The 21,043-nt window shown below is 68.0% G+C and carries 20 protein-coding genes and 1 tRNA gene; 8 read left to right on the top strand and 13 right to left on the bottom strand.

What is annotated here, in order from left to right:
* Positions 1 to 14: 14 nt before the first annotated feature.
* The 3 genes from coaA to hisF all read right to left on the bottom strand — a co-directional run bounded on the left by coaA (position 15) and on the right by hisF (position 2,174).
* Positions 15 to 968 (bottom strand): type I pantothenate kinase, encoded by a 954-nt coding sequence (gene coaA / locus H512_RS0104025; protein ID WP_026782382.1) that lies wholly within the window; start codon positions 966 to 968, stop codon positions 15 to 17.
* Positions 969 to 1,065: 97 nt separating this feature from the next.
* A complete protein-coding gene (locus H512_RS0104020; RefSeq protein ID WP_036789920.1) occupies positions 1,066 to 1,395 on the bottom strand; it encodes a phosphoribosyl-ATP diphosphatase in 330 nt (109 codons plus the stop codon).
* A 5-nt stretch (positions 1,396 to 1,400) separates the two neighbouring features.
* Positions 1,401 to 2,174 (bottom strand): imidazole glycerol phosphate synthase subunit HisF, encoded by a 774-nt coding sequence (hisF, locus tag H512_RS0104015; RefSeq protein WP_026782380.1) that lies wholly within the window; start codon positions 2,172 to 2,174, stop codon positions 1,401 to 1,403.
* Positions 2,175 to 2,584: 410 nt separating this feature from the next.
* Here hisF and H512_RS0104010 point away from each other — a divergent pair, with 410 nt between their 5' ends.
* Positions 2,585 to 4,060 carry a methyl-accepting chemotaxis protein gene (locus H512_RS0104010; protein ID WP_026782379.1) on the top strand — a complete coding sequence of 492 codons (1,476 nt, stop codon included), beginning with the start codon at positions 2,585 to 2,587 and terminating at the stop codon, positions 4,058 to 4,060.
* Between the two features lie 62 nt (positions 4,061 to 4,122).
* Here the strand turns inward: H512_RS0104010 and H512_RS0104005 are convergent, their stop codons facing one another.
* Entirely contained in the window at positions 4,123 to 4,992 is an 870-nt protein-coding gene (locus H512_RS0104005) for an SDR family oxidoreductase (RefSeq protein WP_026782378.1), read from the bottom strand.
* Positions 4,993 to 5,126: 134 nt separating this feature from the next.
* Here H512_RS0104005 and hslV point away from each other — a divergent pair, with 134 nt between their 5' ends.
* From hslV to H512_RS0103985, 4 genes are all read left to right on the top strand, one after another.
* The gene (hslV, locus tag H512_RS0104000) at positions 5,127 to 5,684 is read left to right on the top strand and encodes an ATP-dependent protease subunit HslV (RefSeq protein ID WP_425414158.1); all 558 of its coding nucleotides are present in this window, start codon (positions 5,127 to 5,129) and stop codon (positions 5,682 to 5,684) included.
* A 21-nt stretch (positions 5,685 to 5,705) separates the two neighbouring features.
* Positions 5,706 to 7,004, top strand: a complete 1,299-nt coding sequence (gene hslU / locus H512_RS0103995; protein ID WP_026782376.1) for an ATP-dependent protease ATPase subunit HslU — start codon at positions 5,706 to 5,708, stop codon at positions 7,002 to 7,004.
* Positions 7,005 to 7,027: 23 nt separating this feature from the next.
* Positions 7,028 to 7,777 carry a HesA/MoeB/ThiF family protein gene (locus H512_RS0103990; protein ID WP_036789917.1) on the top strand — a complete coding sequence of 250 codons (750 nt, stop codon included), beginning with the start codon at positions 7,028 to 7,030 and terminating at the stop codon, positions 7,775 to 7,777.
* 298 nt (positions 7,778 to 8,075) lie between these two features.
* On the top strand, positions 8,076 to 9,158 hold the full coding sequence (locus H512_RS0103985; RefSeq protein WP_026782374.1) for a LacI family DNA-binding transcriptional regulator: 1,083 nt from the start codon (positions 8,076 to 8,078) through the stop codon (positions 9,156 to 9,158).
* A 118-nt stretch (positions 9,159 to 9,276) separates the two neighbouring features.
* On the opposite strand, the gene H512_RS0103980 is transcribed toward H512_RS0103985, so the two are convergent.
* Entirely contained in the window at positions 9,277 to 10,329 is a 1,053-nt protein-coding gene (locus H512_RS0103980) for an aldo/keto reductase (RefSeq protein WP_026782373.1), read from the bottom strand.
* A 160-nt stretch (positions 10,330 to 10,489) separates the two neighbouring features.
* Between H512_RS0103980 and H512_RS0103975 the strand changes: the two genes are divergently transcribed.
* Positions 10,490 to 11,374, top strand: coding sequence for a YicC/YloC family endoribonuclease (locus H512_RS0103975; protein ID WP_026782372.1), 885 nt, complete (start codon positions 10,490 to 10,492; stop codon positions 11,372 to 11,374).
* 5 nt (positions 11,375 to 11,379) lie between these two features.
* Entirely contained in the window at positions 11,380 to 12,030 is a 651-nt protein-coding gene (gene gmk, locus H512_RS0103970) for a guanylate kinase (RefSeq protein WP_053239573.1), read from the top strand.
* Positions 12,031 to 12,060: 30 nt separating this feature from the next.
* Here the strand turns inward: gmk and H512_RS0103965 are convergent, their stop codons facing one another.
* The 5 genes from H512_RS0103965 to rpsF form a co-directional block, all read right to left on the bottom strand.
* Positions 12,061 to 13,548, bottom strand: coding sequence for a replicative DNA helicase (locus tag H512_RS0103965; RefSeq protein WP_036789914.1), 1,488 nt, complete (start codon positions 13,546 to 13,548; stop codon positions 12,061 to 12,063).
* 254 nt (positions 13,549 to 13,802) lie between these two features.
* Positions 13,803 to 14,366 (bottom strand): 50S ribosomal protein L9, encoded by a 564-nt coding sequence (gene rplI, locus H512_RS22415; protein ID WP_053239537.1) that lies wholly within the window; start codon positions 14,364 to 14,366, stop codon positions 13,803 to 13,805.
* 59 nt (positions 14,367 to 14,425) lie between these two features.
* The gene (locus H512_RS0103955; RefSeq protein WP_026782369.1) at positions 14,426 to 15,361 is read right to left on the bottom strand and encodes a DUF2232 domain-containing protein; all 936 of its coding nucleotides are present in this window, start codon (positions 15,359 to 15,361) and stop codon (positions 14,426 to 14,428) included.
* Between the two features lie 182 nt (positions 15,362 to 15,543).
* The gene (gene rpsR, locus H512_RS0103950; RefSeq protein ID WP_036789911.1) at positions 15,544 to 15,792 is read right to left on the bottom strand and encodes a 30S ribosomal protein S18; all 249 of its coding nucleotides are present in this window, start codon (positions 15,790 to 15,792) and stop codon (positions 15,544 to 15,546) included.
* A 2-nt stretch (positions 15,793 to 15,794) separates the two neighbouring features.
* Complete coding sequence (gene rpsF / locus H512_RS0103945; protein ID WP_026782367.1) at positions 15,795 to 16,241, bottom strand: 30S ribosomal protein S6; 447 nt, start codon at positions 16,239 to 16,241, stop codon at positions 15,795 to 15,797.
* Between the two features lie 412 nt (positions 16,242 to 16,653).
* Here rpsF and H512_RS0103940 point away from each other — a divergent pair, with 412 nt between their 5' ends.
* Positions 16,654 to 17,190, top strand: coding sequence for an isochorismatase family protein (locus H512_RS0103940; protein ID WP_026782366.1), 537 nt, complete (start codon positions 16,654 to 16,656; stop codon positions 17,188 to 17,190).
* A 6-nt stretch (positions 17,191 to 17,196) separates the two neighbouring features.
* Here H512_RS0103940 and H512_RS0103935 read toward each other — a convergent pair whose 3' ends face one another.
* The 3 genes from H512_RS0103935 to H512_RS0103925 form a co-directional block, all read right to left on the bottom strand.
* Entirely contained in the window at positions 17,197 to 18,309 is a 1,113-nt protein-coding gene (locus tag H512_RS0103935) for a hypothetical protein (protein ID WP_026782365.1), read from the bottom strand.
* Between the two features lie 330 nt (positions 18,310 to 18,639).
* Positions 18,640 to 18,716: transfer RNA gene (locus H512_RS0103930), tRNA-Asp, on the bottom strand.
* Positions 18,717 to 18,977: 261 nt separating this feature from the next.
* Positions 18,978 to 20,990, bottom strand: coding sequence for a lytic transglycosylase domain-containing protein (locus H512_RS0103925; RefSeq protein WP_053239536.1), 2,013 nt, complete (start codon positions 20,988 to 20,990; stop codon positions 18,978 to 18,980).
* Between the last annotated feature and the right edge of the window lie 53 nt (positions 20,991 to 21,043).

Here is a 21,043-nt window from a genome sequence, read left to right as displayed (position 1 = left end):
CCGGAAGGGCTCCGTCAGAGCTTCCTCAGCATCACCTGTTCGATGGCGTGGCTGGCGCTCTTGCGCAGCACCAGGTCGGCGCGGAGGCGGGTCGGCTGGATGTTCTCGCGAAGGTTGGCGAGGTTGATGCGCGTCCATAGGCCGATGGCGGTCTCCAGCGCCTCCGCCTCGGAGATTTCCGCGTAGCGGCGGAAGTATGACTGCGGGTCGCGGAAGGCGGTCTGCCTGAGGCGCATGAAGCGCTCGACGTACCAGCGCTGGAGGTCGGCCTCGTCGGCGTCGATGAAGATCGAGAAGTCGAAGAAGTCGGACACGAAGGGGATGGCGCGGCCGTCGCGCGGCAGCTTGCCGGTCTGCAGGACGTTGAGCCCTTCGAGGATCAGGATGTCCGGCTGGTCGACGACGGTGCGCTCGTCCGGCACGATGTCGTAGACGAGGTGCGAGTAGACCGGCGCCCAGACGTTCGGCTTGCCGGCCTTGATGTCGGTGAGGAAGGACAGGAGCGCCGCCCGGTCGTAGCTTTCCGGGAAGCCCTTCTTCTCCATCAGCCCTTCCTCGCGCAGCACGGCGTTGGGGAACAGGAAGCCGTCGGTGGTGACGAGGTCGACCTTGGGCGACGACGGCCAGCGCGACATCATCGCCCTCAGGATGCGCGCCGTCGTCGACTTGCCGACCGCCACCGAGCCGGCGATGCCGATGATGAACGGCTTCTTGGCCTCGGCGCGGCCGAGGAAGCGGCGCGTCGAGGAATGCAGCGACTGCGCCGATTCGACGTAGAGTGACAGGAGGCGCGACAGCGGCAGGAAGATGTCGGACACTTCCTCGAGCTGCACCGGATCGTTGAGGGCGCGCAGGCGGAGGACGTCGTCGAGCGACAGCGTCAGCGGCATGCCGGCCCTGAGCACGGCCCAGTCGGCGCGGGTGTAGACATCGTAGGGCGACAGTGCTTTGCGCACGAACTGTTCCATTCGTCACCGTCTCCGGATCGCCGCTCGGCGGTCCGCTGGTTCCGGTTGAAGGCGGGATTGCGGCCGCCGGCCAGGCCGGCGCGCCATGATCGGGGGGTCAGTCGGCCGGGCGGCCGGCCTTTTCCTGGAGGCCGGACTGCGCCGTGCGGCGCTTCAGCTCGGCCAGCACGTCGTCGAGCGGCACGCCCTTCAGCGCCAGCACGACCATCAGGTGGTAGAGGAGGTCGGCGGCCTCGTAGGTCACCGCTTCGGCGTCGCCGGAAACGGCGGCGATCACCGTCTCCACCGCTTCCTCGCCGAGCTTCTGCGTCGCCTTGGCGATGCCCTTGCCGGCCAGCTTGCGCGTGTAGGAGGTCGCATCGCCGTTCCTGAGGCGTTCGGCGACGATCGCTTCGAGGTCGGAAAGCGTGAAAATGCTGTCAGCCATGCCGTTCATCCCTGAAGGCGGACGGGAACGCCGGCCGCGGCGAGATGCGCCTTGGCCTCGCCGATGGTGAAAGTGCCGAAATGGAAGATCGAGGCGGCCAGCACGGCGGCGGCGTGGCCGTCGCGGATGCCTTCGACCAGATGGTCGAGCGTGCCGACGCCGCCCGAAGCGATCACCGGCACGGACACCGCATCGGCGATGGTGCGGGTCAGTTCGAGATCGAAACCGATCTTGGTGCCGTCGCGGTCCATGGAGGTGAGCAGGATCTCGCCGGCCCCCAGCGACACCACTTCCTGGGCATACTCAACGGCGTCGATGCCGGTGGCCTGCCGGCCGCCGTGGGTGAACACCTCCCAGCGCGGCTTGCCGTCCGAGGGGACGCGTTTGGCGTCGATGGCGACGACGATGCACTGGTCGCCGAACTTCTCGGAGGCGCGGCGGACGAGGTCGCGGTCGCGCACGGCCGCCGACATGATCGACGCCTTGTCGGCGCCGGCCAGCAGCAGTTCGCGGATGTCCTCGACCGAGCGGACGCCGCCGCCGACCGTCACCGGCATGAAGCAGCGCTCGGCCGTGCGGCGGACCACGTCGAGGATGGTGCCGCGATTCTCGTGGCTGGCCGTGATGTCGAGGAAGCACAATTCGTCGGCGCCGGCCGCGTCATAGGCGGCGGCGGCCTCGACCGGATCGCCGGCATCGATGAGGTCGACGAAGTTGACCCCCTTGACCACCCGGCCGTCCTTGACGTCGAGGCAGGGGATGACGCGCGCCTTCAGCATAGGGGTCACCCTCGGATTGAAAACGCCCATTTCTTATACGGCTCTACGGGCCGGCGCCAGTCCCAAGGCGCCGGACAGGCTTGCGGTGGGCGGGAAGCACGGCCGGCCTCCGACAAGTCGCCGGGCTGCCGGTGAGGGCGCGCTGCGCCCTGGTTCTCGGCCGACAGGTTTCAATGCAAATCGAAGGTCGTTTTCAAGAGTATGCATCCAATGATAGGCATACCTCCAGAATACAATTTAGAAATATAAACGACCCGTAAATGAAGATTCATTTAAATGAGAATAATAGGCAGCGTAACGCTGGCCGGGGACAGTCTTTCCCGTTACATGCGCCACGCATACGAGCCGACGGATCCGGGAGGGATCGTTCGGCGGTGCTGGACGGGCAGCCAAGGCAGGAGCTGAGATTCATGTGGCCCTTTTCAAATCATGAGGCTGCGGTGCTCGCGGCCCTCGATCGGTCCCTCGCGGTCATCGAGTTCGACCCGTCCGGAACGATCCTCACCGCCAACGCCAACTTCCTGAAGGTCATGGGCTACGAGCTGGCCGACATCGTCGGCAAGCATCATTCGATGTTCGTCGATCCGGCGGAGGTCAAGGGTCCGGCCTATGCCGCCTTCTGGCGCGATCTCACGGCTGGCCAGTTCATGTCGGCGGAGTTCCGCCGCATCGCCAAGGGAGGCCGCTCCGTCTGGATTCAGGGCACCTACAATCCCCTGCTCGACAAATCCGGCAAGGTCTATCGCGTCGTCAAGTTCGCCACCGACGTCACCGAACGCAAGCTGGAAGACGCCAAGGTGCAGGGCCAGATCGCCGCCATCAACCGCGCCCAGGCGGTGATCTCCTTCGAGCCGGACGGCACGATCATCGAAGCCAACGAGAACTTCCTGAAGACGCTCGGCTACCGGCTCGACGAAATCGTCGGCAAGCATCATTCGATGTTCGTCCCGCCCGACGAGCGCGACAGCCCCGCCTACCGGAAGTTCTGGGAGGATCTCAGGGCCGGCCAGTTCAAGTCGGACGAGTTCCACCGCATCGGCAAGGGCAACCGCGACGTCTTCGTCCAGGCGACCTACAATCCGATCTTCGACGAAAGCGGCCGGCTGATCCGGGTCACCAAGTTCGCCACCGACATCACCGCCGTCATGAGCCGCCGCCGCAAGCGGCATGACGCCCAGGACGATATCAACCGCGAGCTTGGCGAGGTGGCCGGCATGGTCGCCCGGTCCAACGCCGAGGCGGCGGGCGCCAACGCCATCGCCGGCACCACGGCGTCTAACGTTCAGGCGGTGGCCGCCGGGGCGGAGGAGCTTGCCTCCTCGGTCGCCGAAATCAGCCGTCAGGTCAGCGTCGCCCTGTCGGTGTCGCAGGAGGCTGTCGCCCAGGCCGACACCGCGACGCAGGTGGTGTCCGGATTGGCGGCGGCGGCGCAGAAGATCGACCAGGTGGTCGAACTGATCAACACCATCGCCGGCCAGACCAATCTTCTCGCCCTCAACGCCACCATCGAGGCGGCGCGGGCCGGCGAGATGGGCAAGGGCTTCGCGGTGGTGGCGCAGGAGGTGAAGCAACTCGCCGCCCAGACCTCGCGGGCCACCGAAGAGATCGCCAGCGAGATCGCTGCCGTCCAGACCATCTCCTCCAAGGCAGTGCAATCGATCGATGGAATCACCACCATCATCGGCCGCATCAACGACATCTCCTCGTCGATCGCCGCGGCGGTGGAGGAGCAGGCCGCCGTGACGCAGAACATGTCCGGCAGCATGCATACGGCGGCGACCGGCGTCGAGGAGATCGCCAGGGCGCTCTCCGACATCAGCCGCTCGACGCAGTCGATCGACGAAACGGCCACCAAGTTGCAGAAGGCGGCGGCGTCACTCGCCTGACCGGTAACACCGCGCCGATCTGCATCGCCCCTGCCGTCTTGTACGGCGGGGGCGTTTTGCTATCAGCGCCAGCTTGTCTCCGCCCACATCCGGGCAAAGGCTGTGCGATAGTCGGGATAGGCATAGGCAAGGCCGAGCATGGACTTGCTCCTGCCGTTGGCGACCCGCTTGTTCTCGCCATAGAAGCTGCGGGCCATCGGCGACAGATCGGCGGTGGCAAAGTCCTGCTCGGGCGGCGGCGGCACGCCCATCAGGCCGGCGGCATAGGCGACGACGTCCTGCGGCGGCGCCGGCTCGTCGTCGGTGATGTTGAAGAGGCCGGAGGCGCCCGTCGCGAAGACCCGATCCACCGCCGCCGCGATATCCTCGACGTGGATGCGGTTGAACACCTGTCCCGGTTTCACCAGCCGGCGGGCGCTGCCGTCGGCGAGGTTGACGAAGGCGTTGCGGCCAGGGCCGTAGATGCCGGACAGCCGCAGCACGGCCACCGGCACGCCGCTGCGGGCGCCGAAGTCGAGCCACTGGTCTTCCGCCCGGACGCGGGCGAGCGAACGGGCGCTCTGCGGCCGGCATTCGCTTTCCTCGTCGACCCAGGCGCCGTCGTGGTCGCCGTAGACGCCCACCGTCGACAGATAGGCGACGGCGGCAGGCGATTCGGCGGCGAGCGCCTCGGCCAGCACCGGCAGGACGCGGTCGCCACCATCCGGCCCCTCGGCCGGGGCGATGGAGACGAGAACATGCGTGATGCCGGAGAGCGCCTGCTTCAGCGCCTCGGCCGATTCCCGCGAGCCGTCGAAGAGGCGCATGTCGGCGAGAGAGGCGAGGGCGGCGGCCTTGCCGGCCGAACGCGTGGTGCCGATCGCCGCGGCCGGCGAGAGGCGGCGGAGCGCCGCTTGTGCGCTGTAGCCGAGACCGAGGGCGAGGAGCTTCATGGGGTTCTCCCTATGTCGTGCCGGTACCGGCCGGAGACACGTTGCATAGAGGCATTCGCCACCTACATAAAGGCGTCATTTCAGGGACGGCCTCCGCGCTCCGGGCGGGCGGCCGTTGCCGCAAGGAGCATCCCATGATGGAACATACCAACCCGTCGACCTGGTACGGCACCACCATCGTCTCGGTCCGCAAGGACGGCAAGGTGGTGATCGCCGGCGACGGGCAGGTGACGCTCGGCGCCACCGTCATCAAGCACACGGCGCGGAAGGTGCGGCCGCTCGGCCGCGGCGATGTCATCGCCGGTTTTGCCGGCGCCACCGCCGACGCCTTCACGCTGTTCGAGCGGCTTGAGGCCAAGCTGGAGCAGTATCCCGGCCAGTTGATGCGCGCCTGCGTCGAGCTTGCCAAGGACTGGCGCACCGACCGCTATCTCCGCCGCCTCGAAGCGATGATGATCGTCGCCGACGCCTCGGTGACGCTGGTGCTGACCGGCACCGGCGATGTGCTGGAGCCCGAGGGCGGCATCGCCGGCATCGGCTCGGGCGGCACCTACGCGCTGGCCGCCGCCCGCGCGCTGGCCGACAGCGGTCTCGACGCCGAGGCCATCGCCCGCAAGGCGATGAAGATCGCCGCCGACATCTGCGTCTACACCAACGAGAACGTGGTGGTCGAAAGCCTGCCGAAAGCCTGAGTTCCATCCAAGGATAAGACTATGCCCGATTTCTCCCCCCGCGAGATCGTCTCCGAACTCGACCGTCACATCGTCGGCCAGAAGGACGCCAAGCGCGCCGTCGCCATCGCGCTCAGGAACCGCTGGCGCCGCCTGCAACTCGACCCGTCGCTGCGCGAGGAAGTGCTGCCCAAGAACATCCTGATGATCGGCCCGACCGGCGTCGGCAAGACGGAGATCTCCCGTCGTCTCGCCCGCCTCGCCAACGCGCCCTTCGTCAAGGTCGAGGCCACCAAGTTCACCGAGATCGGCTATGTTGGCCGCGATGTCGAGCAGATCGTCCGCGATCTCCTGGAGGTTGGCATCTCGCTCGTCCGGGCGCAGCGGCGCAAGGACGTCGAGGCGAAGGCGCATCTCGCCGCCGAGGAGCGGGTGCTCGACGCTCTCGTCGGCACCTCGGCCAGCCCGTCGACGCGCGACACCTTCCGCCGCAAGCTGCGCGGCGGCGAACTCGACGACAAGGAGATCGAGGTCGAGCTGACCTCGGCGGCCGGCGCGCCCGGCGGCATGGAAATTCCCGGCATGCCGGGCGGCCAGGTGATCAACCTCTCGGAGATGATGCAGAAGATGATGGGCGGCGTGAAGAAGACCCGTCGCGTCTCCGTCAAGGACAGCCACGACCTGCTCACCGCCGAGGAGGCCGACAAGCTGATCGATCAGGACAAGATCGTCGCCGAGGCCATTGAGGCGGTGGAGAATAACGGCATCGTCTTCCTCGACGAGATCGACAAGATCTGCGCCAAGGACGGCCGCGACGGCTCGGTGTCGCGCGAGGGCGTGCAGCGCGACCTGCTGCCGCTCATCGAGGGCACGACGGTTTCCACCAAGCACGGCGCGGTGAAGACCGACCACATTCTGTTCATCGCCTCGGGCGCCTTCCACGTCGCCAAGCCCTCGGACCTCCTGCCCGAGTTGCAGGGCCGCCTGCCGATCCGCGTCGAGCTGAAGCCGCTCGACAAGGACGACTTCCGCCGCATCCTGACCGAGCCGGAAGCCAGCCTGATCAAGCAATATGTGGCGCTGCTCGCCACCGAGGGCGTGACGCTGGCCTTCACCGACGACGCCATCGATGCCGTTGCCGAGATCGCCGTGCACGTCAATGCCACGGTGGAGAACATCGGCGCCCGGCGGCTCCAGACGGTGCTGGAGCGCATCCTCGACGACATCTCCTTCTCGGCACCCGACCGCTCCGGCGAGACGTTGACCGTCGACGGCGCGGCGGTCAGGACGGCGGTCGGCGATCTCGCCCGCAACACCGATCTCAGCCGCTTCATCCTGTGACGGCCTCCTTCGGGGAAGACATCATGGCGCTATCTCCGGAGGAAACCGCCCGCTACGCCCGCCACATCGTGCTCGCCGGCGTCGGCGGGCCCGGCCAGCAGAAGCTGAAGGCGGCCAGCGTGCTGCTGGTGGGGGCGGGCGGCCTCGGCAGCCCGGCCATTCTCTATCTCGCCGCCGCCGGCATCGGCCGCCTCGGCATCGTCGACGACGACGCGGTCAGCCTGTCCAACCTGCAACGACAGGTGATCCACGCCGAAGCCGACCTCGGCCGCCCCAAGGCGGCGAGCGCCGCGGCGGCGGTCGGCCGGCTCAACCGGCACGTCGTCGTCGAGCCGCACGCCGTCCGGCTCGATGCCGACAACGCCGCCGAACTGCTCGCCGGCTACGACGTGATCGTCGACGGCTCGGACAATTTCGCGACGCGCTATCTCGTCGCCGACACCGCCGAGGCGCTCGGAAAGCCGCTGGTCACCGCGGCGATCCAGGGCTTCGACGGCTCGATCACCACGCTGCTGCCGCACCTCGCCGATGCCGATGGCCAACCCAATCCACGCTACCGCGACCTCTTTCCGGCGCCGCCGCCCGACGGCACGGTGCCCAGTTGCGCGCTGGCCGGCGTGATCGGCGCCTTGCCGGGCGTGCTCGGCTCGCTGGCCGCCATGGAAGTCATCAAGCTGATCACCGGCGCCGGCGAGCCGCTGACCGGCCGCCTGCTGATGGTCGACACGCTCGGCATGCGCTTCGAGACGGTGCGCTATCGCCGTCGGAGATGAGCCGGTGGGGCGGAGAAACGTTGCGAAACGCAACTTTCTTGTCGTCCTCGCGGGTTTTGCGTATATCGTTTCAACCGGATCGGTCGCATCGTCGACGGGTCCCCTCTGGCCCTGGCGGGCTCTCCGCCGGAGGGCGCAGGATCGGTCGGCCGCTTGCCGGGGGGCATGGGTGGCTGGCTTTCCGGGCGACGCCGCCGGTTCCGGCCGGGTGTCGCGCGGGCTTTAGTAGCGGCCTCGGGAAGAGAGACGCCGTTGTCCCTCGTCAGTTTGCCGGTCGCCGGCGCATCGGGACGGACAGATGGGTGAAAGTTCAACTCCGCAGACCAAGACCGTGAAGCTCGCCGACGTGGCGCGCGCCGCCGGTGTCAGCCAGGGCACGGTCTCCAACGTCTTCAACCGGCCGGGCCTCGTCTCCGACCAGCTCCGCGAGCGGGTCGAGGAGGCGGCGCGATCGCTCGGCTATCGTGGCCCCGACCCGCGCGGCCGCCTGCTCAGGGCTGGCCGCGTCAACGCCATCGGCGTCGTCGCCGTCGGGCCGCTCAACGGTTTCTTCGACGACCAGTATACCCGCCTGTTCCTGTCCGGCGTCGCCCGCGCCTGCGAGGCGCGCGGCGCCGGCATCTCGCTGGTGTCGGCCACCGACGACGAGATCGCCGCCTGGAACATCCGCACCGCTCTGGTCGACGGCTTCATCCTCAACTGCCTCAACGAAGGCAGCATGCTGGTCGAGCTGGCCGAGAAGCGCGGTCTACCCTTCGTGGCCGTGGACTTTCCCGTCGGCCCCGGCTTCGACGTCGTACGAATCGACGACTATCGAGGCGCCTGCGCGGCGGCGCAGCATCTTGTCGACCTCGGTCACCGGCATTTCGCCGTGCTGACCTTCGAGACCGAGAAGGAGGTGCGCCTCGGCTTCGTCGACGACGTCCGCGCCGAGCGCTCGTCCTTCGAGGTGGTGAGGCAGCGTCTTTCCGGCTATCGCGACGTGTTCCGGGCCGCCGGCCTGCCGCCGCAGCCGGTGTTCGAGACCGGCTCCGACGACGAAGGCGTCCACACCGGCGTCGACGCCGTGCTGGCCGCCAATCCCGACACCACCGCCTTCATCTGCACCTCCGACCGGGTGGCGCTGCACGTCATCACCTATCTTCAGTCGCTCGGCCACAAGGTGCCCGACGATTTCTCGGTGGTCGGCTTCGACGGCATCGAGGAGGCGGCGAGCTTCCGCCCGCCGCTCACCACCATCAGCCAGCCGGGTATCGCCAAGGGCGAGGCGGCGGTGGAACTGATCCTCGGCGACCAGCCGGACGGTGCCGGCGGCCGGGTGGTCGAGCTGCCGATCGAACTGGTGGTCGGCCAATCGACGGCGCCGCCGCGCAAGGTTTGACAACGATCGCCGGGCTGCCCGATATCGATACTGGCGACCTTCCGGCCCGAGATCCTCTGCCTTCGCGGAGGATCTCGGGCCGGAAGAGGCGCTTCGGATATCGGGCGCTCCTGCCCGCCTACGGCGCCAGCCCGAACAGGCTGAGGTCGGATGGGCCGAGCCGGTCCTTGGCCGTCTGGATCTGGTGCCAGTAGGGGTAGAGGAGCGGCAGCGCGCTGACCTCGTCGAGCCGCCGGCGCTCGTCGGCGGAGAGCTTGAGATCGGCCGCCTTGAGGTTGTCGGCGAACTGCGCTTCGGTGCGGCCGCCGATCACCACCGACGTCACGCCCGGCCGGCCGAGCAGCCAGGCGAGCGCCACCTGCGCGCCGCTGACGCCCCGCGCGCCGGCGATGTCCACCAGCGTGTCGACGATGTTCCAGAGGCGGTTCTCGTCGCGGATCGGCGGCTCGGTCCAGCCTGCAAGCTGCCGCGAGCCTTCGGGCGCCTCCGCGTTGCGCCGGTGCTTGCCCGACAGGAGACCGCCGGCCAGCGGGCTCCACACCAGGATGCCGAGCCCCTGGTCGAGCGAAATCGGTACCAGCTCGTACTCGGCTTCGCGCGCCTCCAGTGTGTAATGGATCTGCTGCGACACGAAGCGCTGGCGATGCTCGGCGGCGGCGGCGCCGAGCGCCTTCATGATGTGCCAGCCGGAGAAGTTGGAGCAGCCGACATAGCGCACCTTGCCGGCGCGGACGAGGCTGTCCAGCGCTTCCATGAACTCCTCGACCGGCGTCAGGCCGTCCCACTGGTGCACCTGGTAGAGGTCGATGGTGTCGGTCTTGAGGCGCCTCAGGCTGGCCTCGCATCCCGCGATGATGTGATGGCGGCTGAGGCCGCGATCGTTGGGACCGGGACCGGTCGGAAAGCGCACCTTGGTGGCGACGAGGATGCCCTTGCCCTGCCGCGTCTTGAGGAGGTCGCCGATGATCTCCTCGGAGAGGCCGTCGGAATAGGCATCGGCGGTGTCGATCATGTTGATACCGGCGTCGACGCAGAGGTCGACGATCCGCGCCGCCTGGGCCGGACCGACGGCGCCGACCTTGGCGAAGTTGCCTTTGCCGCCGAAGGTCATGGTGCCCATGGTGAGGGTGGAAACCTTGAGGCCCGAACGGCCCAGCAGACGGTATTCCATGGCAATCTCCCTTGGTTCGCGGAACGGGAATCGGACTTTATGTCCGTGTCGGAAGGCTGTGAAGGCCGGTACCGCCGCCGGCGGTTCGGGTCGGTCGGCATTTTTCGCTTGGCGCCCCGGCCGGCTGGTGTAAAAGCCGGTTCGGATCGGAGGACACACCATGCCGCTCAACAGCATGACAGGATTTGCGCGCCTCGACGGCTCTGCCGGCGGCAACCGCTTCGCCTGGGAGCTGCGCTCCGTCAACGGCCGTGGGCTCGACCTCCGGCTGCGCCTGCCGCCCGGCTTCGATGCCGTGGAAGTGGCGGTGCGCCGCACCGCGTCGGCGGCGCTCGGCCGCGGCAACGTGTCGATCACCCTGACGGTGACGCGCGAGACGTCGTCGCAGACCTTCCGCATCGACGAGGGACTGCTGGCGGCGCTGATCGACACCGCTCGCCGCTACGCCGGCACGCCGGGCATCCGCGACGCTTCCCTCGACGGCCTTCTGGCGGTGCGCGGCGTCGTCGATGTGGTCGAGGCGGCGCCCGACGAGGCGGCGGCACACGCCTTCGAGGCCGAGCTGATCATCGCTTTCAGCCGGGCGCTTGCCGATTTCCAGGCCTCGCGCGCTTCCGAGGGCGTGGCGCTCGCCCGCATCCTCGGCGATCAGGTGGACGAGATCGCCCGCCTCGTCGCGGAAGCCGAGGCGCTGCCCACCCGCACACCGGAAGCGATCCGCGACCGGCTGGAGGAGCAACTCGCCGCGCTGCTCGCCCGCGACGACATCGACCCGCAGCGCCTGCACGTCGAGGCGGCGCTGATTGCCACCCGCGCCGATGTGCGCGAGGAGATCGACCGCCTGAAGGCGCATATCGCCCAGGCGCGCGAACTCCTGGCCGGCGACGCCGCCGTCGGCCGTCGGCTGGACTTCCTGGCGCAGGAGTTCAACCGGGAATCCAACACCCTCTGTTCCAAATCCAACGACACCGCCCTGACGCGGATCGGTCTCGCCCTGAAGGCGGTGGTCGATCAGTTCAAGGAGCAGGTGCAGAACGTCGAGTGATCGCCATGGTGACCCACGAGCCGAGGCACGTCCGCTTTCCCCGCCGCGGACTGATGTTCGTCATTTCCTCGCCGTCGGGCGCCGGCAAGGGCACGCTGTCGCGCAATATCCTCGACACCGACCGCGACATGACGCTGTCGATCTCGGTGACGACGCGTGATCGCCGGCCGAGCGAGATCAACGGCGTCCACTACCACTTCATCTCGCAGCAGCGCTTCCTGTCGATGCGCGACGGCGGCGAGCTGCTGGAATGGGCCGAGGTGCACGGCAACTACTACGGCACGCCACGGGCGCCGGTGGAGGAAGCGCTGAGCGCCGGCCGCGACGTGCTGTTCGACATCGACTGGCAGGGCGCCGCCCAGTTGCGGGAGAAGATGGCCGACGACGTGGTGTCGGTGTTCATCCTGCCGCCGTCGATGAGCGAGCTGCGCTCGCGCCTTACCCGCCGGGCCGAGGACGCGCCGGAGGTGATCGAGAAGCGGCTGGTCAACGCCCGCCGCGAGATCGCCGAATGGCCGAACTTCGATTATGTCGTCGTCAACGACGACCTTGATGCCGCCTTCGCCGACCTCACCGCCATCCTCAGGGCCGAGCGCAGCTGCCGCACCCGCGCCGCCGAGGGCATCGGCCGCTTCGTCGACGACCTGCTGGCCTGACAGGCGCCCCTCGGGCAGGAAAGATTGCCTCTACTCGAAGCGTTCGGGCAGGTAATCGTCCTTGGCGAGGTCGGAGAAGCGGGTGACCGAGGCGTCGAAGGCGAGCTGCACGGTACCGGTGGGGCCGTGGCGCTGCTTGCCGATGATCACTTCGGCCTTGCCGGTGACGCGATCCATCTCGGCCTGCCACTTGAAGAATTCCTCGGTGCCTTCCTTCGGCATGCGCGATTGCAGGTAGTACTCGTCGCGATAGATGAACATCACCACGTCGGCGTCCTGCTCGATCGAGCCGGATTCGCGCAGGTCGGACAGTTGCGGCCGCTTGTCGTCGCGGCTCTCGACCTGACGAGAGAGCTGGGAGAGGGCGATGATCGGCACCGCCAGTTCCTTGGCCAGCGCCTTCAGGCCGGTGGTGATCTCGGTGATCTCCTGCACACGGCCGTTCTGGGCCGATTTCGACGAGCCTGACAGCAGTTGCAGATAGTCGACGATCACGAGGTCGAGGCCGCGCTGGCGCTTGAGGCGGCGGGCGCGGGCGGCCAGCTGGGCGATGGAGATGCCGCCGGTGTGGTCGATGTAGAGCGGCAGCGTCTGCATGCGCTGGGCGACGGCGGCCAGCTTGGCGAACTGGTTCTCGTCGATGTTGCCGCGTCGGATGTCCGACGACGACACCTCCGACTGCTCGGCGAGGATGCGGGTGGCCAGCTGCTCGGACGACATTTCGAGGCTGAAGAAGCCGACGATGCCGCCGTTCACCGTCTTCAGCGAGCCGTCGGGCTGCTCGGCCGCCTCATAGGCGTTGGCGACGTTGAAGGCGATGTTGGTGACCAGCGACGTCTTGCCCATGGCCGGGCGGGCGGCGAGGATGACCAGGTCGGAGCGTTGCAGGCCGCCCATGGTCCGGTCGAGGTCGCTGAGGCCGGTGGCGATGCCGGAGAGATGGCCGTCGCGCTGATAGGCGGCGGCGGCCATGTCGATCGCCTCGCGCAACGCGTCGGAGAAGGTGTGGAAGCCGCCCTCATAGCGGCCGCTTTCGGCGATGCCGAACAGCCGCCGTTCCGCATCCTCGATCTGGGCGCGCGGCGGCATGTCGATCGGCGCGTCGAAGGCGATGTTGACCATGTCCTCGCCGATGCGGATCAGGTCGCGGCGCACGGCGAGGTCGTGGATGATGCGGCCGTAGTCCTCGGCGTTGATGATGGTGGTCGCCTCGGAGGCGAGACGCAGGAGATACTGCGTCACCGGCATCTCGGCGATCTGGTAGTCGGCCGGGTAGAAGGTCTTCAGCGTGATCGGCGAGGCGACCTTGCCGCCGCGGATCAGCTGGCCGATCTTCTCGTAGATCGCCTTGTGCTGCTCGATGAAGAAATGGGCGGGCTCGAGGAAGTCGGAGACGCGGAAGAACGTCTCGTTGTTCATCAGCATGGCGCCGAGCAGCTGCCGTTCCGCCTCGACGTTGTGCGGCGCGCTGCGGGTGAGCGCGGTGGCCTGTTCTTCGACGCGGCGGATGGTGGACATGGGAGCGGCGTATTCCTGTTCAGACCGGCGGAGTGAAGACGGGACAGTATCAAGCCACCGTCCTGACAGGACGCGGCAGTTATCGCCGACTCCCGTTATTCACACCGGAATCGGATTCCCCGACGAAGGCCATTGACTCTCGCCGCTGATCGGCATCGCCACCGCCGACTCGGAGCCCCTTGTTCTAAAAGGAAAAACCCCGGACCCAAAGGTCCGGGGCGATTCCATTTCGGCAAGGGAGACGCCGAGGCGGCTCAGAGTTCCTCGCGGTCCATGCCCTCTTCGTCGAGCACCGAGCCGACCTCGCGCACGAAGGTCTCCTCGCGGGCGCCGGCGGTGACGTCCTCGCCCTTGGCCTGGCGCTGGGCCTCGTCCTCGGAGCGGGCGATGTTGAGGGTGATGGTGGCGTGCACGTCGGCGTGCAGAATAATATCCACCTTGTGGACGCCGAGGTTCTTGATCGGCGTGTTGATGTCGACCTGCGAGCGGCTGACGGTCTCGCCGGCGGCGGCCAGAATGTCGACGATGTCGCGGGCGGCGACCGAACCATAGAGCTGGCCGGTTTCGGCGGCCTGACGGATCACCGTGAACGAGCGCTGGTCGAGACCGATCTTGATCTGCTCGGCCGACGACTTGCGCTCGGCGTTGCGGACCTCGAGGGCGGCGCGCTCGCGATCGAAGCGGGCCTGGTTCTCCTTGGTGGCGCGCAGCGCCTTGCCCTGCGGCAGCAGGTAGTTGCGGGCAAAGCCGTCGCGGACCTTGACGGTCTCGCCGAGGGTGCCGTGCCTGCCGACGCGTTCGAGAAGGATGACCTTCATTTTCTGTACTCCAGTCTGTCTGTCTGTCGCGGCATCGCCGCCGTTGGTGATCGGGGCCGTCAGGCGCCCGGACTTCTGCCGAGCCGCCTGGCCCGGAGGCCGAGCGGTCCGTCGAGGATGCCGGCGATGGCCAGCGGAACGAGGGGAATCGAAAGGACGAAGGTGGCGCCGTAGGTGACGCCGAGGATCAGCGGCGCGGCCGGGTTGCCGCGCACGTAGACGTGCAGCACGGCAAAGCCGACCATCGCGAAGCCCATGCCGATCGAGCCGGCGATGACGCCGGCCGCCAGGCCGAGCCCGCCGTCGAGCCCGGCAAGGAGGGCGGCGGCGAGCAGCACGCCGATCAGCCAGACCGGCAGCGACAGCGTCTCGGCGATCGGATCGTCGCCGCGCTTGAGCCGGCCGGACATGCGGGCGACGCGGCCGCCCAGCCAGAGATTGAACGCCGACAGCACCAGCCAGAACATGCCGAGCGCGAAAGGCATCAGGCGCATGTAGAGAACGAGGCCCGGCATCAGGTCCTCGCGCGTCGGCGCGCCGGGCTCACCCTGACTCATGGCGACCAGCATGTCGGCGACCTCGCGGGCCGTCATCTCGATGTCGAAGCCGACGAACACGCCAACGCCGATGATGCTGGCGGCGGTGATCAGCACCATGGCCGTGAAGACGCGGCCGAGCGGATACCACTCGAAGCTCTTGCCCTCGGCGTCGAGCGGCCGGCCGAGGCCGACGAGATAGCTGTAGAAGGCCATCGGAGCGGCGACCACCAGCGCATGCAGCAGCGCCGCCTTCCACGAGATGACGGCGCCAAGGCCGACAAAGGCGGCGAACACGGCGGCAAGGCCGGCCAGGGTTCCCCAGCCGATGGTAACGATGGCGACGGGAAGGGCGGACACGAAGAACAGCGGCGTGCCGAGGGCACCGCCACTGGTGACGGCCGCGAAAAGCAGGGCGGAGGCGGCACCTGCGGCGATGCCGAGAAGAAGTCCGTTCACGTCTCTCTCGCTGTCCCGCGCGGATCGCCGGAGGGCGACCGATGCTGTGATCGACGGCTGTGTGCCGCCGGGCGGTTAGGGGTGCCGGGCCCGAATGGCCGCATCCCAACTTTGCAGGAACGGCGCCGCGACCATGGCCGCGACGCCGGATCTCTCATTACTGCGCCGTCAGGCGCCCGTCATCACTTGATGATGAACGGCAGCAGGCCGAGGATGCGGGCGCGCTTGATCGCCTGGGCGAGTTCGCGCTGCTTCTTGGCCGACACCGCGGTGATGCGGGAGGGAACGATCTTGCCGCGCTCGGAGATGTAGCGCTGCAAGAGGCGCACGTCCTTGTAGTCGATCTTCGGGGCGTTGGCGCCGGAGAACGGGCAGGTCTTCCGGCGACGGAAGAACGGACGGCGAGCGGCGGGGAGGGCGGTGATTTCCATGATTATTCCATATCCCCAGCTTCGATTTCACGACGGGGGGCACGGTCGCGGCGCGGGCCGCGATCGCCGCCACGGAAGCCGCCGCGGTCGCCACGGCCGGCCGGAGCGCCATCGCGCTCGTCACGGTCGCGCTTCTGAAGCATGGCCGACGGGCCTTCTTCGAGTTCGTCGACGCGGATGGTCATCACGCGGAGAATGTCTTCGCTGAGGCTCTGCTGACGCTCCATCTCGGCGACGGCGGCGTGCGGCGCGTCGAGATTGAGCAGAACGTAGTGGGCCTTGCGGTTCTTCTTGACGCGGTAGGCCAGGGCGCGCAGACCCCAGTTCTCCACCTTCTTCACGGAGCCGCCATTGCTTTCAATGACAGCCTTGTACTGGTCAGCGATCGCTTCCACCTGCTGGGCGGAAACGTCCTGGCGGACCAGGAACACGTGCTCGTAGAGCGCCATGTCGGTACAGCCTTTCTCGGTTCATCGACCACCCGGCGCCAAGCCTCTGCGAACCCTCCGAAAGGCTCGACAGATACGAGATCGAGAGCGGAGACACGGGAAGACGATCCTTTTGCGGGATCAGAGACCTTGCCTTGCGGCGCCGTCACCTTCCGTTCAGCCCCCAGCCGGGCATCGTCCATCTTGAACGATGGGCGGGTGCATACAGGAAAGGCGCCGCCGCGGCAAGCGGAATCGGGCTTTCTCCGGCCCCGGTCGCCGGCGGCAGACCGTCGCCCCGGTGCCCGCTCCACTTCGCGCCCGGAGCTCATCGTTTCGGAAATTGCCGCGCGAAGGCGGGGTTTGCCCGAATGGTCAAGCCGGCCGGGCCGTGGTTGGCTGACGTGTTGCAATGATTGGCAGGGAGGCCGACATGGACGTGATGCTCGTCGTCGACATGCAGGTCGGCCTCAGGGAAGGCCCGCCGAAATACGATCTGCTCGGCGTGGTCGGCCGCATCAATGCGCTCGGCGCCGCCATCCGCCGGCGCGGCGGCCGGCTGGTGTTCATCCAGCATACCGGCGGCAAGGGCGACGCCTTCGAGCCGGACACGGCGGGCTGGCGCTTCCTGCCGGAGCTGAAGCGGGCGCCCGACGACCTGGTGGTCGCCAAGACGCTGAACGATCCCTTCCAGGACACACCGCTTTCGGAGATCCTCGGCAATCTCGCGACGGAGCGGCTGCTGGTCACCGGCTGGGCGACCGATTTCTGCGTCGATGCCACGGTCCGCCGCGCCGTGGCGCTCGGCCATCGCGTGGTGCCGGTTGCCGATGCCCACACGGTGTCGGACCGGCCGCACCTCAAGGCGCCCAAGGTGATCGAGCATCACAACTGGGTCTGGAGCGGGCTGATCGCGCCGGCCGGCGTCGAGGTGCTGACGACGCACGCCCTCCTCAACGGCGACGGCTGACCGCCGTCACTCGATGGGATAGCCCTGATCGATGAGGTGCCGTTTCAGCCCGTCCGGGAAGGACAGGCGGCGCAGCTTGTCCGGCGGGCAATCTTCGAGCTTGGCATCCACCAGGCACTCGTCGACGCCGAACTCCGGGTTCTCGCGATAGAGGCCGAGCATCTTTCGCCACGCCTCGTCGCCTTCGCCGATCAGCGTCTTCGAGGCGACCCAGGCGGCGAGGAAGCCGTTGTCGTGCCAGTTGTCCGGGTTGAGCTGATCGGCCTCGAACTCCATGCCGCGGACGAACTCCACCTGACGGTCGACGAAGGGCGCCTTTCCCGAGACGTCGACGACCTCGCCGCCCCGCAACTGCTCGATGACCAGCGGCCGGCGCGAACTGGAGTAGGGCGCGAAGAGATACAGGAAGCTGTCGTCCATGGTCAGGATTTCGGCCTCGCCGTCGCCGTCGACATCTTCCAGCTGGACGCCGCCGTTGCTGAGGCCGAGGTCGGTCTTGCGCCATTGACCGTCGGCGCCTTCGGAGATGGCGACGGTGGCCGTGCAGCAATGGGCGCCGCCGGTGAAGATGTCGAACAGCACCTCGGGGTGGTCGTTGCCGGGGTCCATCTCGACGAGCTGGAGATTGGCCTCCGCCGGCGAGTCGCCCTCGAAGGTATGACGGATGTCGAACAGCTCCTTGCCGCCCTCGCGGCCGATGACGCGCACCTCGGCCTTCTCGTCGGAACGCCGGCGCTCGAGCGTGACGGCGAAGTCACCCATGCGGACCGACGCGCTGGCGTCGGGCCCGACCGCCGCCGCCGATGTCTCGACGGAGGTGGGCTGCCACACCGTTTCGCGGTAGTCGGCGCCATCGGACAGCAGCGCATCCTTCGGCAGACCGGGCCAGGATATGTTCTGCCGGATTTCGGACATGGTTCCCGGCAGCGGATCGAGGACGGCGGCATACTTGCCCTCACCGGCGGCCACCACGCGCGCGCCGTCGCCGTAGAGGCGGGCAATGCCGATGGCGGTGCCGACGTCCCCGGCGCTGGCAATCGTCACCCAGGCGGTGCCGGGCGGCGGCGCGAAGGATTCGGCGGCGCCGGCGCCGCCCGCCGCGACTATCCCGGCCAGCATCGTCAGTCCGGCAAGCCGGGAATGAAAAGACCGCGCCTTGCGCGCGCCGCTATCCGCTCGATTCATGATGTTCCTCTGCTCTCTCTGCGGGAACATATAGTCACTTCCCGTCGCAGTGGAACCTGGCGGGCATACGATTTTCCGACCGGTCCGGTTGCCGACGGAACGGCACGCAACCAGCCCGCTGGCTGCCTGACAGAGTGATTTCGGGAAGAAGTGGCGGGGATGGGCCGCAAGACAAACCGACGCCCAACGAGTCCAGACCGACGGCCAAGTCTAGATCCTTCCCCAGAGGGGAGACATCCATTTCATTGATTTCACTGGAAGAAGTGGCGGGAGTGACGGGGCTCGAACCCGCGACCTCCGGCGTGACAGGCCGGCACTCTAACCAACTGAGCTACACCCCCGCTGGGCCGTATCGTACCGCTCGCTGTCTTGTCGGCAGCGCCGCGTTCCGTGTTGGTGAGCGGTGAATTAGGGGATGGCCTCGGGGAAGTCAAGCGACCTTTTCCGACTTTTTGCCGGCGTGGTGCGAGGGAGGTGGAAAAGTGGCGGAATCCGCCTGATTTTTCTCGGAAATTTCCTCGCACCGACGCTTGTCGCGGCGGGTTTTGACGCCTGCGGCCGCCCTTGGTGGGGCCTCCACGGCGAATCCGCCGGCGCTCGCCTCAGCGACCGCGCTTAAGATCCTCGGCGATGGCGAGGCGGGCACCGTCGAGGCGCTCGCGGTAGACCTGGATGTTCTCCAGGACACGCTGCACGTAGTTGCGCGTCTCGCCGTAGGGGATGCTCTCGATCCAGTCGACGGGGTCGACGTTCGGGTTGCGCGGGTCGCCGAAGCGCTGCACCCACTCGCGCACGCGGCTCTTGCCGGCGTTGTAGGCGGCGAACGTCAGGATGTAGGAGCCGCCGAACTCGTCCAGAAGCTCGCGCAGGTGGGCGGCGCCGAGCGTGGCGTTGTAGCCGGGGTCGCTGGTCAGCCGGTCCTTGGAGAAGGTGACGCCGATCGCCCTGGCGGTGTTGGCCGCCGTGGTCGGGATGAGCTGCAGGAGGCCGAGCGCGCCGGCCGACGAGCGGGCGCGCGGGTCGAAGGCGCTTTCCTGGCGGGCGATGCCGTAGACCATCGCCGTTTCCACCTTCGTCTGGCGGCGGGCACTTTCGGGAATCGCCTCCAGCGGGAAGGCAAGGCGTTCGGCGCCGATGCGACGCTCGGCGGCGAGCTTGCCGACCTGAAGCGCCAGGCGATGGTCGCCCTGGCTCTCGGCGAAGGCGGCGAGCATCGCCACCTGACCGCCGGTTGGCAGCGTCTTGGCCAGTTCGAGATAGAGAAGGTTGGCGTCGCTCTGCCGGCCGGTCTGCAGCAGCAGGACCAGCACGCGGGCAAGATCGGTGCGCGCGAAGGCGGCGCGGTCGGCATCGGTCGGCTTGGGCACCGGCGGCAGGCCGAGGGTGGGCATGCCGAGCTTCACCCGCGACAGCTGGCCGTAGAAGGTGAATTCTTCGGCCGCCGCGCGGCCATAGCGGGTACGCGCATTCTCGGCGCGGCCCGCTGCCTCCTCGGCGCGAGCGATCCAGTAGTTGGCGCGGGCGCGCGAGATCGGCTTCTGCGACACCTTTTCCAGTTCGCCGAAGTGGCGCACGGCGGCGTTGGGGTCTTTCAGGAAGCGCAGGGCATACCAGCCGGCATGGAAGTGGGCTTCCTGCAGGGTCGCCTCGCCGCCGCCGGCCTGGCTGGCCACCACCTTGTAGGCAAGGCGAACGCTGTTCTTCTCCATCAGGTCGCGCGAGACGATGCGCCGCTCCACCCACCAGGCGTCGCCATGCGGCGCGGTGGCCGCGGCCTCGATGGACAGAATCGCCTTCGCCGCTTCCTCCGGCCGGTCGGCGCGGCGGTGCCATTCGGCCACGGTGAACGGATAGAGCGGATCCTTGCGCGCCGCCTTCGGCACCGCGTCGAGCTTCTGGCCGGCGTCGCGGCCGCCGCGCAGCACGGCGGCGCGGGCCGACGCCAGCGCCGCATAGCCGTCCGGCAGGTAGGGGGCGAGCGCCGACGCCTGGGTGACGCGGTCGGCGTACATCAGCATGTCGAAGCGCGCCTTGTGCTGGGCGCGGGTCAGCACCTTGCCGAATTCGGCGATCGTCGCCTTGTCGTCGGCCGGCGACAGCGGCTCGCGCGCCCACCAGGCGCCGAGCAGCGCCGACGCCTGGGTTGTCCGCCCGCTGGCGATCAGCGCGCGGGCCAGCGACTTGGTTCCCTTGTCGGAGATCGGCGCCGAGCCGCCATAGGCGGCGATCTCGTCGGCCGGCAACAGGCCGAGATCGGCGAGCGCCTGCTCGGCGCGACGGCGCATCAGCTCCACCGACGGCCAGTCGGGCCGGCGGCGGGCGAAATCGGTGATCATGGCCGGCGTCAGCCCGCTCACGCCGCGCCGGATGGCCATCCAGGTGACGATGTCGCGTTCGAGCTGCGGCAGGCCGGTGGCGACGGAGAGGGCACCGGCGAGGTTCTTGGCGTCGAGCGCGTCGAGGGCCGACTTGAGGTCGCGCACCGCGGTCTGCGACAGGTTCGGCAGCGCGCCGGTGATGTCGGCGGACGGGGCGGCAAGGCCCGGCAACGGCTCCGACAGCACGGCCGGCAGGGCGATCAGCAGAGCGGCGACGATCGAAGGCGTCTTGAACATGGCAACCCTCATCAATTGAAAATTAACTTCAAGATGTCGCCATTTTGTTGAGG

The organism is Pleomorphomonas koreensis DSM 23070, assembly GCF_000425185.1.
GTDB classification, from domain to species: Bacteria; Pseudomonadota; Alphaproteobacteria; order Rhizobiales; family Pleomorphomonadaceae; genus Pleomorphomonas; species Pleomorphomonas koreensis.
This window is presented reverse-complemented; position numbering and strand designations above follow the sequence as displayed.